The sequence below is a fragment of the Opitutus sp. genome, assembly GCA_024998815.1.
Lineage (GTDB): Bacteria > Verrucomicrobiota > Verrucomicrobiia > Opitutales > Opitutaceae > Rariglobus.
Genome location: JACEUQ010000001.1, coordinates 910,173 through 923,161, shown reverse-complemented (window position 1 = coordinate 923,161; position 12,989 = coordinate 910,173). Strand labels below are relative to the sequence as shown.

General features: G+C 60.9%; 11 protein-coding genes and 1 tRNA gene. 7 read left to right on the top strand and 5 right to left on the bottom strand.

From position 1 onward, the window contains the following. Positions 1 to 2: 2 nt before the first annotated feature. The 5 genes from rbfA to H2170_03965 all read right to left on the bottom strand — a co-directional run bounded on the left by rbfA (position 3) and on the right by H2170_03965 (position 6,112). The gene (rbfA, locus tag H2170_03985) at positions 3 to 386 is read right to left on the bottom strand and encodes a 30S ribosome-binding factor RbfA (GenBank protein MCS6299246.1); all 384 of its coding nucleotides are present in this window, start codon (positions 384 to 386) and stop codon (positions 3 to 5) included. Between the two features lie 48 nt (positions 387 to 434). Continuing rightward, a complete protein-coding gene (gene infB, locus H2170_03980) occupies positions 435 to 2,978 on the bottom strand; it encodes a translation initiation factor IF-2 (protein MCS6299245.1) in 2,544 nt (847 codons plus the stop codon). 58 nt (positions 2,979 to 3,036) lie between these two features. Then, positions 3,037 to 4,263, bottom strand: a complete 1,227-nt coding sequence (gene nusA, locus H2170_03975) for a transcription termination factor NusA (protein MCS6299244.1) — start codon at positions 4,261 to 4,263, stop codon at positions 3,037 to 3,039. A 101-nt stretch (positions 4,264 to 4,364) separates the two neighbouring features. Continuing rightward, on the bottom strand, positions 4,365 to 5,636 hold the full coding sequence (locus H2170_03970) for a DUF2851 family protein (protein MCS6299243.1): 1,272 nt from the start codon (positions 5,634 to 5,636) through the stop codon (positions 4,365 to 4,367). 5 nt (positions 5,637 to 5,641) lie between these two features. Then, positions 5,642 to 6,112 carry an NYN domain-containing protein gene (locus H2170_03965; protein MCS6299242.1) on the bottom strand — a complete coding sequence of 157 codons (471 nt, stop codon included), beginning with the start codon at positions 6,110 to 6,112 and terminating at the stop codon, positions 5,642 to 5,644. Positions 6,113 to 6,255: 143 nt separating this feature from the next. Between H2170_03965 and H2170_03960 the strand changes: the two genes are divergently transcribed. From H2170_03960 to H2170_03930, 7 genes are all read left to right on the top strand, one after another. Further along, positions 6,256 to 7,845 carry a transposase gene (locus H2170_03960; GenBank protein ID MCS6299241.1) on the top strand — a complete coding sequence of 530 codons (1,590 nt, stop codon included), beginning with the start codon at positions 6,256 to 6,258 and terminating at the stop codon, positions 7,843 to 7,845. Positions 7,846 to 8,128: 283 nt separating this feature from the next. Next, a tRNA-Ser gene (locus H2170_03955) sits at positions 8,129 to 8,216 on the top strand. A gap of 73 nt (positions 8,217 to 8,289) precedes the next feature. After that, entirely contained in the window at positions 8,290 to 9,537 is a 1,248-nt protein-coding gene (locus H2170_03950; GenBank protein MCS6299240.1) for a site-specific integrase, read from the top strand. Positions 9,538 to 10,078: 541 nt separating this feature from the next. Next, positions 10,079 to 10,312: a hypothetical protein gene (locus H2170_03945; GenBank protein ID MCS6299239.1), complete on the top strand. Its 234-nt coding sequence runs from the start codon at positions 10,079 to 10,081 to the stop codon at positions 10,310 to 10,312. A gap of 341 nt (positions 10,313 to 10,653) precedes the next feature. Beyond that, positions 10,654 to 11,580 (top strand): hypothetical protein, encoded by a 927-nt coding sequence (locus tag H2170_03940; protein MCS6299238.1) that lies wholly within the window; start codon positions 10,654 to 10,656, stop codon positions 11,578 to 11,580. Beyond that, on the top strand, positions 11,573 to 11,854 hold the full coding sequence (locus H2170_03935; GenBank protein MCS6299237.1) for a hypothetical protein: 282 nt from the start codon (positions 11,573 to 11,575) through the stop codon (positions 11,852 to 11,854). The genes H2170_03940 and H2170_03935 overlap by 8 nt, the downstream gene beginning before the upstream one ends. After that, the gene (locus H2170_03930; protein ID MCS6299236.1) at positions 11,829 to 12,881 is read left to right on the top strand and encodes a hypothetical protein; all 1,053 of its coding nucleotides are present in this window, start codon (positions 11,829 to 11,831) and stop codon (positions 12,879 to 12,881) included. Before H2170_03935 ends, H2170_03930 begins: the two co-directional genes overlap by 26 nt. Positions 12,882 to 12,989 lie beyond the last annotated feature (108 nt).

Sequence of the window (12,989 nt, the reverse complement as noted above, 5' to 3'; positions counted from 1 at the left end):
CGTTACTCCTTGCCCGGAGGCGGAGGTTGAGCGGCGTTACGGGCCTTGTCCTGCGCCGCAATGTCATCGAGCACCGAGAGGATTCGATTACCGCGATCGGTCGACACGTCCATCACGTAGGTGAAGTGAGGCATGTTCTTGAGCACAATGCGCCGCCCCAACTCAAAGCGGAAGTCCTTGGAGTTGTGCTTGAGCCAGCGCAGGCATTTCTCGGTCTCTTCCTCGTCTCCGGTGACAGCGACGAACACGCGGGCCTCGTGGAGATCGGGCGAGACTTGGACGCCGGTGAGGGTGATCGCCACCGCCTCGTCCTTGTAGATGGTGCGCAGAATGGCGCTTAGCTCGCGCTGAAGCAGCTCGTTAACACGAAGGGTGCGGGTGGACATTTTTTAAAGTGAGCGACTCGCGTGGTTTTCGCGAGTCGCAGCAGGCAATCAGAGCGAAGCGCGAACCTTGGTGATCTCGTAGCACTCGATGACGTCACCGGGCTCGTAGCCGTTGAAATCACCCAGCTTGATACCGCACTCGATGCCGGCGCGCACCTCGGTGGCGTCGTCCTTGAAGCGCTTGAGCGTGGTGACCTTGCCTTCGAAAATCATCTCCTTCTTGCGGCGGAGACGGGCGGAGGCGTTGCGCGTGATCTTGCCTTCGGTGACCAAACAGCCGGCCACAAAACCCTTGGCGAGCGGGAACGTCGCGCGCACTTCTGCGGCGCCGGTCTTGGTCTCCTTGAGGTCGGGGTCGAGCAGGTCGGCCATCATGTCGCGAGCCTTGTCGGCCAACTCATAGATGATGCCGTAGGTTTCGATGCGCACGCCGTGGTGTTTGGCGACTGCAGTGACACCGTTTTCCAGCTTGGTGTTAAAGCCCACAACGACCGCACCGGCGGCGCTGGCCATCAGCACGTCGGTCTTGGACACCAAGCCGACTTCGACGGACACGATTTCGAGCGAAACCTTGTTGCTCTTGATGTTTTCCAAGACGTTGCGAACGGCCTCGGTTGAGCCGAACACATCGGTCTTGATGATCAACTTGAGCACCTTGGCCTGGGTGGCGGCGATGTTCGCAAAGAGGCTCTCGACGGAGACTTCCTTCGGCGCGGCGTCGGCCTGACCGGTGGTCTTGCGAATGAGGTGCTCGGCCTCTTCGGCCAATTGTTCAGCCTCACGGGCATTCTTGGTGGAACGGAACTCGGCGCCACTGTCGGGCGCTCCGGACCAACCGATGACGCGCACCGGTGTGGCGGGCGGGGCCTCTTTGAGATTCTTGCCCGCGTCATCAAACATGGCGCGCACTTTTGCCCAGTGCGGACCACACACGATGGCGTCACCGACGCGCAGTGTGCCACGCTGAACGATGACCGTGGCCAGCGGACCGCGCCCGACTTCGATTTGGGACTCGATAATGATGCCCGACGGTTCGGTCTTGGGATTAGCCTTGAGCTCAAGCACGTCGGCTTGGAGCAGGATCATGTCCAACAGGTCGCTGATACCGGTGCCTTTGAGGGCGGACACGGGCACGGTGACAGTTTCGCCACCCCAGTCTTCGGGGGCGATGTTGCGCTCCTGCATCTGCTGTTTGACGCGCTCGATGTTGGCGCCGCGAGCATCCATCTTGTTGACGGCAACCATCAGGGTTACGCCTGCATTTTGCGCGTGCTTAAGCGCCTCGTCGGTCTGCGGCATGAAACCGTCGTCGGCTGCAACCACGAGCACGGCAATGTCGGTGACATCGGCACCACGGGCGCGCATTTTGCTGAAAGCGGCGTGGCCAGGGGTGTCGAGGAAGGTGATCTTTTTGCCCGCGTGTTCGATCTGGTAGGCACCGATATGCTGGGTGATGCCACCGGCCTCACCTGCGCAGACGTCGGCCTTGCGGATGGCGTCGAGCAACGAGGTTTTACCGTGGTCAACGTGGCCAAGGATACAAACAACGGGAGGGCGGGGGGCGAGGTTTTGCACCTCGGCCTCGGCTGCCGCCTTTGCCTTGTGGGTCGCCTTTTCCTTGGCGGTTTGCTGGATCTGCTGCGCGGCTTCGCCGCGGTGCTTGATCTCGAGCATGAAGCCATGTTTCGCCGCGACCTTTACGGCTACGGCCTCATCGATCGCCTGGTTCATCGAGGAGAAGATGCCCATCTCCATGAGTTCGGAGATCAGCTTGAAGGGCTTCATGCTCAACGCGGTCGCGAAGTCACGCACGATGATCGGCGGCTTAAGGTGGATAACCTTAACGTCGCCCTCGGTGGTGATGGTGACCGTCTGGGCGGGCGGGGTGGCGCGCATGCCCGGGGTGCCGGGGGCGGACACTACGGCTGGAGCCGGACGCGGGGCGCCCGGAAGCGGCATGGGGGCGCGCGGTGCCGAAACCGGGGCGGACACAACCGGTGCCGGACGGGGGGCCTGCGGGGCTAATACAGGGGCAGGTCGAGGGGCTGAGGCAAAAGCGGGTGAAGCCTGGGCGACTACGGGAGGGCGCAGCGGGGCCGGAGCCGGGGCCGAAACCACTGCTGGCCGTGAAATGGGCGGTACGGGTGCAGGCGATGCCATGGGGCGGGGAGGCAGCGGCTGTGGAACCGAGACCGGACGTGGGGATGAAGTGGATACAACCGGAGTCGGTACTGCCGGCGCGGGTTTGGGAGCACTCGCCACCGCAGGTGCCGATGCGGCCAACTGTGCGGCCTTGGCGACTTCTTTTTCGCGCACGACATCCTCGGCGCTTTTCACGCTCGGGACCTTGTGCACCACCGGCTCAGGCACCGGCTCGGGTGCCGCCTCAAGAACCACTGGGGCGGCCGCTGGGACTACCGCCGGAGCCTTTGCAGCAAACTCCTTTTCGATCTCCTCTTCGTAGATCTTGTTGAGCGTGCTGGAAACCGACTTGGTGTCTGCGGTCACGAAGCCACGCTCCTTGAGCAAGGCCAACATGTCTTTGGCCTCCATGTTGTGTCGTTTGGCGAGTTCGTGAATGCGGATGCTCATTAAATAATTGTCGGCTGATGAAAAGTGACGGGACGGGAAAACTAAGCTGGGCGTGTTATTATACGCTGCCGACGGTGCTGATGATGGTGGCAGCTTCTTCGCTGGTGAAACCGGCGTCGACCAAGTCGTCTGCTCCTACGCCCTCGAAGGCGGCGGGCGAATTGATACCGATGGCAACGAGGCGCTCGGCGAGAACCGGATCGAGGTCAAAGGTCTTAACTAGGGTGCTAGTGGCTACGGCACGTGGATCCGTGGAGACGGCGTGGAACTCCTCGATATCGAGGCGCCAGCCGATCAGGCGCGAGGTCAGGCGGGCATTTTGCCCCTTGCGCCCGATTGCGATGGCCAAATCCTCGGTCGCCACCTTCAGCAGGATGCGATGATTTTTTTCATCGAGAACGATCTCGCGCGGCATGGCCGGCTTGAGCGCCTCGATCACCATCTGCTTCGGGTCTGCGAAATAGTTGATGATGTCGATCTTCTCACCGTTGAGCTCGCGCACGATGGTTTTGACGCGTGCACCACGGGCGCCGACGCAAGCGCCGACCGGATCGACTTTCGGGTCGGTGCTGACCACGGCGATCTTGGTGCGGTAACCCGGCTCGCGGGCGAACGCCTCGATCTTCACTGTGCCGTCAGCGATTTCGCCAACCTCAACTTCGAACAGGCGACGAACAAACTTGGGGCTGGCGCGGGTGAGCATGAGCTCGGGGCCGCGCGGGGTGCTCTCGATGGCCAGCAACAAGCAACGAATGCGGTCGCCGGGCTGATATTCTTCGCCGGGAACCTGTTCTTTAACGGACAAGACCGCTTCGGCCTTGCCCAAATCGATGTAGATATCGTTGCGCTCTTTGCGACGCACGGTGCCGGTTACGATGTTGCCGATGACGTCCTTGAAATCGTCATACACACGGTCCTTTTCAAATTGGCGCAGCTTCTGCATGACCGCCTGGCGGGCGGTTTGGGCGGCGATACGGCCCAACGAAGCGGGATCCATTTCCTTTTCCAAGATGTCGCCCAATTGAGCGCCAGGCTTGATCACTTGAGCTTTCTCAATGTGGATCTCAGAACGTGGATTACTCACAGAATCAACAACCTTGAGCAGCAGCCAAGCGTGGAGCTGGCCGTTTTTGGGGTTGATATCGATTTTGATCTCTTGACCCGCATTAACGCTCTTGAGCGCAGCAGTTTTGATGGCATTTACGATCGCGTCGATCATGTCGGCGCGGCCAATGCCCTTTTCCTTCTCCATGTATTCGAGAACTGAAAGAATTTCGCTGCTCATAGGATATGTATTTAGTAAAAAAAAGGCGGGCCATAGGGCCCACCTTTTGGAAAGTGAACGTTGTTAGAAAGGGGCAGGGTAGCTTGCGCGGTAATTTTTTGTCAAGTCCCGCGCCCATCCATCGTGCGCTTCACGCCTTCGGCACACCTTTCCTGCTCCATCATCCAGCCCAACAATCCCTGGATTGGCCCCTGCGCCACCGGCCTGTCGCGGCCATCAACTGCCCCCAGCGCTTTGAGGACCTTCACCGCCGATTCCGGCGCGTCTCCGGCAAACCACCCCAGCCACGCCCCGGCTAAATTGAGCCCCGTTTGGGCTGCGAGCAGGGGCATAAAGCCGTCGCCGGTCAGATTGTCGAATCGGCTTCCGCTCACCCTGTTTGCACATAACTCATCCATCATTTGGGCGCGAATGGCGGTTAAGCGCACCCTGCGCCGCCATTTTCCCTGTCCTGTCGGGGGGGCGGAACCGCCATCACCCTGAAGCGCTCGCCACGCCCGACCGTTTTGCAGCCGCTCAGGCCAGTCTGGCCGCTCACGGCACCACTGGGCGTATTGATTCAGCCGTAACCGGGGGTGATTGAGTGGGCGAACCCCTTGCAGTACCCATCGCTCCGGATCTTCGCTGAAAATTTGATCGGGCGCGACCTGCCCCTGCGTCCACTGTGCCAAGGGGTGGGCCGAGGCAACGCTGAGCATCGGCGCGCGGTTAAAGCGGTAGCCGAGAATTTCCAGTGCCACGTGGTGGCAAGCCGACTCCCACCCCAGCCGAGCGATGCGCTTTTGGGCAAAGTAAACCTTGCTGCGCCACCGGCATTGCGCGTGGTCGCGTAAGACGGTATCCAGTTCAATGTTACTCAAAAGCCCGAGTTTTTCTTGGGCCCGGTGCAGCGGCCGGCCGGCCAGTTGCTCGATTGCTGCATCGGCGGCGTATTCCTCCAACCCGTGATGTAGGCGTGGTAGCAGGCACAGGATCGGGATCATTCGCCCGTGTGCGCCGGCGGTGCAGGCCTCCTCACAGGGGAAAAGCACCACGTGGAGGATCACGTTGTCATAGGTCGGATTGGAGGCGTGCCCATGGGCGTACCAGTCCTGGGCGTTGAGGTGCAATTCGACGTCGCCGCTGATTTCTTGCCCGCCGATGTTGAGCCGGGCGCCGGCGAAATCGGGGCCGCCTAAATGATTCCATCGGCCCGGATAGCGGATTTTCAGGGGACGTCCATCCGCCGTATGGGCGTGGGTCGTGTCGTAGTCACTGCGTTGCCAAATCTGCTGCAGGAGCCGCTCGGGAAAGGTGAACGCCCCATAGAGGCCCTGCAATTCGGCTACTGCGCTGGGTTTGAGTGTAGTCGGTTCGGAGTGGGTTTCACGCATGGCGCTTAGCGCCGACCCCATTCGCGTGCCGTGGTGCGATTAATTCCGCTGACTTGGGTTTGGACGCGCCGTTCGGCCCGTTCGACGCGCGCCAGCAGGTCGGCAGTGGGCAACCAGACTGCGCCAGTTGCCTCAATGGTGTTGCGCTGAGCCTGATCCCCCGTGGCCACCTCGCAGGCCGAGGGTACTGCCGAGCGGCCGACCATCTGTTCGATCACGTCGTCGGCGGAGAGCGATCGGGGTGTATGGATAACTGCAAAGGTGGCCTGCTGTGAAGGGTGTTCGACCACCAGATCCGGACCGCGCCCATCGATGACAACCGTGACGCGCACCGACTCGGCGTCGTGGAGAGCGAGGAGTCGCTGGATCAGCAGTGCGCGAGCGGCCGCACGATCGCGTTTGAGCAACGCGCGCGTTTCCGGCCAAGCGTGGAGAACGTTGGCGGCATCGACGAGTAGGTGTTGAGAAACCGCCACGTCGGCAGGCTGCTGGCCGGTTTGTGGAGCGGCAACGCCAGAGTGGGAGCCCGCGCACCCGAAAGCTCAGGTGTCAGCGGTTTAACCTAAATCCGGCAATAGAAACTAGCCAAAAATCACGCAGGTGATTGTTTGGCTGTCATATGCCGCCGTTTTTACCGCCGGAAAAAGCTCACCCCGAGGGTGAGTCAGAAAACCCTGATCACAAGGCAACGCCAAGCGATGCCGCCGAGGTGTTGATTGTGGATACACCCGGAGGACGTTTTCGTGCGCAGTTCGCCCCAGAGTTGCCGGTGAGCCCCTTGGGGGCACTGGTGTTTTTCACGCAGTACTTGTGTGCGACAGGAGGCTTCGAGGCACTGGTTGCGGACACGCCGCTTTGTTACAGCAGCAACCGCGCACACCGCCCTCGCGACGTGATTGGAACCCTGCTTTTGGGGATGCTCTCCGGGCACTATCGCTACGCGCACCTCGCGGCCCTGCGCGGCGACGACATTGCCCCGAGCCTGCTCGGACTTAAGTCGATTGTCAGCGAGGATTGTGTGCGCCGGGCGCTGGCTCGCATCGGTGCCGAGCAGGGGCAGGACTGGTTGCGGCGTCACCTCGACCAAACCTGTCATGGGTTTTTGGATAACCAGTGGATCCTCGACATCGATGTCACCATCAAGCCCATCTATGGACGTCAGGAAGGTGCCAGCATCGGCTATAACCCGCAAAAGCCCGGACGCCCCAGCCACGCCTACCACACCTACTGGATCGCCACCTTGCGCCTGTGTCTGGACGTGGAGGTGCACCCCGGCGATCAATCCGCCGCCGGACATGGTTTTGCGGGGCTGTGGGCGCTCATCGACCGACTGCCAGCCGAGCGCCGGCCCCATCTTTTGCGCGGTGACTGCGCCTATGGCCAGGAGGCGCTGCTCAGTGAAGCTGAAGCGCGTAAACTCAACTATTTGTTCAAACTGCGCCGCACCGCCAAGGCCCGCGAGCTGGTGGCCGCGCTTGAACGCACCACCACCACCGCTTGGACCGACGCCGGACAAGGCTGGCAGGGCTGCGAAAGCTGCCTGCGCCTGCAAGGCTGGAACCGGGCCCGACGTGTGGTGGTCTTGCGCCGTCGCCTCAACGACCAACGCCACCCCCGGGCCCGCCGCCGCCTCGTGCGCGAGCAAGCCGACCACGCTTTGCTGCTGAACATCCCCGACGCGGCCGCCTGCGAGCCGATCATCTACGAACATCAGATCCTCGTTACGAGCCTGCCCTACGAGATCCTTACCCTTGCCACCCTGTATCGGGAACGTGGGGGCGCGGAAAACCCCTTCGACGAGCTCAAGAACCAGTGGAGCTGGTCGGGGTTTACCTCCCAGGAGCTAAACTCCTGTCAGCACGCCGCGCGTTTGGCCGCACTGGTTTACAACTGGTGGACGCTCTATCACCGCCTGCTTCAACCCGGTCAGCACCACGAGGCGGTGAGTACACGTCCCCGTCTGCTCTGCGGAGCGACCCGGCAGAGCGAACACTCCGGTCAACGCCGCCTGGACGTGCGCTTGAGCCATGCCGAGGCACCTCGCCTGAGTGAACTCATCACAAAGCTGGCCAGATGGTTACATGGTATCCTTCATAATGCGGAGCAATGGAGTGTCGCCCAGCGCTGGGGGCAAATCGTAGCGAGGATTTTACAGGAAAACTTCCCTGTACTCGGCCCTGAACCGCCTTTGGCCACCGCCCCAAGCTGATCGCGCTTCCGTTCAGCCTGCCGCAGCACTCTCCACCCTCATCTATCCGACGGGCAACGCCCGCCGGCCGCACTTTCTATTGCCGGATTTAGGTTTAAGTATTTTGGGAATGGGGCGATTAACTGCAGCAGTGGAACTGATTGTCGGGGTGGTGAGCCGGTGGGTCGAATGATTGCCCGACGGGGTGAGGGAGCGGCAGGCAAACCGGTGGGCCGAAACGAGGCGCGAGAAAGCTCGACAAACGCGCCGCAGGCAGAAAATTTCGCCCCTTGTTACGTTTCACGGAGAGGTGGCAGAGTGGTCTATCGCGACGGTCTTGAAAACCGTTGGGGCGCAAGCTCCCGGGGGTTCGAATCCCTCCCTCTCCGCCAGTTATATCGCTCACATTGAGCAACTTAACAAAACGGGCTAACTAGGTTGTCCAATTGACATGGCAACCTAAACATGTCCCCGTCCGCATTCATCGTTTCCCGCTTCGTAAACCGCAACGGCATCACCTCCTGGCGAGTCGATGGCCGCCTCCATGGCCTGCGCATTCGCAAGAACTTCAAAACCCGCGTCGAGGCCGGCGCCGAGAAAGACGCTCTAGATATTAAGGCGGCTCAGTCCGATACCGGCATCCGCAGCACCGCCACCCGTTTAACCGACGAACAGCTCCACGAAGCCGAGGCCGCGTTCCGTCGTTTGGCCGACGCGCCCAAGTCGCTTGAGTTCTATTTAGAGTACGCGCTGGCCAACTACCGCGCCCCTGAGCGTGAAATCACCGTGGATGACGCCGTCGCCGTCTACCTCGCCACCAAGAAAAAAGAGCACGCCAACGGCATGCTGTCCGAGTGCCAGTTGAAGGACATCCGCGTTCGACTCGAAGACCTCATAAAGTGGTTCCGCGGCAAATCGCTCGCGGTGCTCTCCCGTGAAACCCTCGCCGCCCATTGTCAGCGCGGCACCCCCAAGCCGAAGACCTTTAACAACCGGCGGGGCATCCTGTTTACCTTTTTCAAGTTCGCCTTCTGTCAGGACTGGGTCGCCGCCAACCCGCTGGAAAAGGTGCCCCACCTGCGCATCGCCCATCGTCGCGGTTCGGCCAAAACCCTGAACGCCGAGCAGTCCGCCGCCCTCATGCGCCACGTTGAGCAGATCGACGGCGGGGCCTTGGTGCCGTTCTTCGCCCTCGCGCTGTTTGCCGGCATCCGCCCCTGTGTGCGCACCGGTGAAATCTTCAAGCTCAAGCCCGAGCACGTCCGCCTCGATACCGGCGTCATCCTAATCGAGCCCGAGGTTTCGAAGGTCCGCATGAAGCGCAACGTCACCATCTCGCCCAACCTCGCCGCCTGGTTAACCGCATACCCAATCAGCCGCTTCCCGATCATACCTAAAAACCTGCAACACCAGCGGGCGCGCATCGCCGAAAAGTTCGGCCTCTCCCACGACATCATGCGGCACACGTTCATTTCCATGCACGTGGCCAAATACCGGTCGATGGGCGAGGCGGCGCTCCAGGCGGGCAACTCGGAAAGCATCATCCGCAAGCACTACCTCGACCTGAAAACTCCCGCTGAAGCCGAGCAGTTCTTCGCCATCTTGCCGACGCCGGTCGTTGCCGCCTACGTTGTGCACATCGCTCCGACCGCATCTACCAACCTGGCGGCCGATCCAATGCAACCGTGTATAGATCTGCCAATCGCCGCCTAGTCAGCCCCCCCAACCGCAAAACGGACACATGTGTCCGTTTTGCCCATTAGGGCACGGACAGCATTAGTCTCACGAAGTATCCCGCCGGATCGCGCCGAACGGCGGGTGAACCCATTATAGTGTCCTCAGGCCTTGCGCCTTACTTTGCATGCGAACCGTCGCAATGGCCTTTGGAATTCTTGGTCTTACCACAACCGCACTTTTTGGGTTCTGGCTTTGCGTGTGAACCGTCGCAGTTGCCTTGATGATTGGCGGTTTTGCCACAACCGCATTTTTTGGGGGAAGGAGTAGCTGTAGTGCTCATAGAAAATGACCGATGGATGATTAATCGTGACGTGCTTTGGGACAAAGTAAGCCCACGCCGTTAAATTGATGACCGCTCACCAATGTGAGTTTGCGGCCCTACAGTCAAGATTGAACCTCCGCTTGGCTGCCTGGGGACATTCACTGCTAGGGGTTGCTGGCCTTGTGCACGACTCCGAGCCCTTCCATCCCCACGCGGTCACGCGCCGCCGCCACGTTGACACCCCGCCTTGTGAGTATGAATCCAACCACCGTTTCTGCGCCCTGCATCAGCTCGCAACTCACCGACATCGTCGGCCTACGCACCAGCGGGATTTTTCCCGCCGGTAAAGAGCCCTCCATCCGCACTCTACGCGAATGGTCAAAACTCCGCCGCATTCCCTACCACCGCATCGGGCATTTCGTCTATTACGACGTCTCCGAGGTCGCCCTCCACATCCGCACCAAACTGAAAATCCCCGCCCGCGCCTGAATCGCATTGCGTCGATTTCCGGCGCCGCCCGTGCCGCCCTCCAACCCGCCCTTAGTGGCGGGCTTTTTTTGCAACCACAGTAACCTATTCACCGCCCTCGGTTCCCTCAAAAACCAAGTTAATCGCAAATTAACTGAACAACTTAACTACCTATTATTAAAACTTTTAAAAATACGTAATCCATTGATTCACGCCAACAAGGGTCCACACCCCACAACCGCTTGGGGCTTGTCTGGGCTAACGGCAACGCGGGTTTGAGGGTTATCCCTCCTACTCGCGTGTGGCGCGTCCCGCCCCTGGCTCCTCCGCCTCCGGCCTACTCGCTACCCACTACTTCTGCAATGTCCGACCCTCGTCCCATCCGGTTCACCCGCCCCGAGCTGCTCCGCTCCCTTGCCCCCGAGCTGCTTCGCGAACTTCTCGAACGCTTCCCCGCGTTCCTGACCACCGCCGGACTGGACCTCGATGCCCTTGGCTCAAACGAAAAACGTTACGCCGCCTGCCAACCGCTGATTACCGAACTGCTGAAAAACGGCCCAACGACACCGACACCGTTGGTGGAGGCGCTGTTCACCGTGTCGGTGTTGGCCGAACCCGAGCCGACCGAGGAGCTCTGGCACACGCTCACCCAGGCCGGCATCCCGATCCCGCCGGACGCCTGCCTCGCCGACCTGGCTTTGTCCCTCTGGCTGCGGGCACCGGACAAGGCGCGCCACCTTTATATTCACCGAGTGCAACTTCGCACCCGTGCCTTCGAAACCCACGCGGCTGGTTCGTTCCGAAAAACCACCGCCATGCAGCCGGTCGGCGAGGCGCTGCTCAACCAGCTCCGCCAGGGCATCGAACTGTTTTTCATAAAGCACAACCGGCCCGCCGGCTGCTTGATATTTCACTACGAGCGCGGCCACGAGCACTGGTTCATGATCCGCCACGGCGACGGGTTTAAGCGTGTACCCACCCTCACCGCCGACGGTCGTGGCGACACCGCCGGATACTACCCCGAGGTGTTCGACGTGGTCGTGGTCGATCCGATCAGCGAACAAATTCACATCCACGCCGAGGGCGTCCGCACCACCCGCATGTATGGTGCCCACTTTGGTTTCGCCTTCTACGGCCGCGAAACACACTTCGCGGACTGTGCTCGTTTCACCCTCGATCCCCTGCGCGAGTTGGGCCGAGGTGCCTTGGTCTGCGCCGACGTGCCCGGCATCACCTGGATTCGGCTCATCGAGCTGAACGTCGAACACGGCGAAAAAAAACGTGAGTAAGTTCGTCTACAAGTCCGGGGACGTGTTCGCGACCTTGGACGCCGAAGAAGTCAAATTCACCCGTCAGCATCGCCTGCTGCGTGCGGTCTTTTCGGTCGGGTTTAAGAACGCCGCTCAGCCTCGCAAGGTGACCATCAAGCCGGAAAACCAGTCCAACTACGACCACGACGAGGACAGTGCCGTCTTCATCAGCTGGCTCGATAAACGGGGTTTTCTGCTCCCCTTTCTCCCGCCGAAGGATTTTCAAGATGTCGCCCATCTGGCAGGCGATTGAGATCGTCGGGGCCGGTGCCCGGGGCATTGCGCGTTGGCAAAAAGGCCTCGCGCCCGCCGACCTCGCCTTGCTGCGCCCTTACCTCACCCCCAGTGCGGAGCGGGCCACCACCCACCGCTGCGAGCGGACCGACCGCGGGGCCGGGTGCCGGTATCGCATCGTTGAACACGACGACGACACCCTCGTCGGCGTCTGTGACGAGGGCCGTTGTGAGAAACGCGTTTTTACCGCCGACGAACTGGTTCTTTACGGTTTGAACGACCGTAAACTCGCCACCGACATCGCCCGTGCGCTCGCTGTTTCCCCGGTTGCCGAACCGCTCCACGGCACGCCCGCCGTGCTGCACATTGCCACCCTGCTGGGTTCCGCAGGTCTGGCCGTGCCGGTCATCCTAATCCGCGCGAGTTGTCCCGTTCAGTTGCTCCAGTACCTCCAAAAACTGAGCTATGACCGCCGCGAGGGCGGCCTGATTTTACTCCTGCCGACCGATTCCAGTCTGGGGCAGGTGCCGTGTGATTTTGCCGAAAAACGCCGGTGGCCGTTCTTCATTTTGGACGAACACCTGTTCTTCCGACCGCAGGGTATTCAGGTGACCAGCTCCGCACGCGATGAATTGGACGCCCTCGCCGAGGGGTTGCTCGGGCAGGCCCCGCGCTCGCGTTTTCCCACGCCGACCGGTGCGCGGTGGACCGATGTGCAGATCACCTTTTTCACCACCGACACCTACCAGGCCAAAGTTTCCGTTCGAGGATCGCCGGTGCGCACGCTCACCGCGGCCGATTTCGGCATGGAGGATAAACGCACCAAAAAGCCCAACGACCAATGGACGTTGCTGCTGGGCTTGGCCGGAGGGAAGGGGCGTTTCGACCGCCAACTGGCCGCGCGCATGAAGTTCACGGCCGGCAAGCACCACAAGCTGCGCCTTAACGAAGCCCTGCGGGCAACCTTCGGCATTCCAGGCGACCCGGTGGACTGGACCGAAGCCGAAAACTGCTGGGCCTCAAACTTCGCCATCAGCCTGCAATAGGCTGAAAACCGCCCCTTCCCGGCCCCAGCTGGAACAAATCGTTTTGTAAAAAACGCCTATTTTAGAGTTTTTTAAGTTTTCTTAGCCAACACCCGAAGCCGCTCCAAT

What these genes read in the sequence shown, in the direction of transcription:
- H2170_03970 (MCS6299243.1), bottom strand. Translation starts at nt 5,636, where the DNA reads ATGCGTGAAACCCACTCCGAACCGACTACACTCAAACCCAGCGCAGTA.
- rbfA (MCS6299246.1), bottom strand. Translation starts at nt 386, where the DNA reads ATGTCCACCCGCACCCTTCGTGTTAACGAGCTGCTTCAGCGCGAGCTA.
- H2170_03950 (MCS6299240.1), top strand. Translation starts at nt 8,290, where the DNA reads ATGTCCCCGTCCGCATTCATCGTTTCCCGCTTCGTAAACCGCAACGGC.
- nusA (MCS6299244.1), bottom strand. Translation starts at nt 4,263, where the DNA reads ATGAGCAGCGAAATTCTTTCAGTTCTCGAATACATGGAGAAGGAAAAG.
- H2170_03945 (MCS6299239.1), top strand. Translation starts at nt 10,079, where the DNA reads ATGAATCCAACCACCGTTTCTGCGCCCTGCATCAGCTCGCAACTCACC.
- infB (MCS6299245.1), bottom strand. Translation starts at nt 2,978, where the DNA reads ATGAGCATCCGCATTCACGAACTCGCCAAACGACACAACATGGAGGCC.
- H2170_03960 (MCS6299241.1), top strand. Translation starts at nt 6,256, where the DNA reads ATGCCGCCGTTTTTACCGCCGGAAAAAGCTCACCCCGAGGGTGAGTCA.
- H2170_03930 (MCS6299236.1), top strand. Translation starts at nt 11,829, where the DNA reads ATGTCGCCCATCTGGCAGGCGATTGAGATCGTCGGGGCCGGTGCCCGG.
- H2170_03940 (MCS6299238.1), top strand. Translation starts at nt 10,654, where the DNA reads ATGTCCGACCCTCGTCCCATCCGGTTCACCCGCCCCGAGCTGCTCCGC.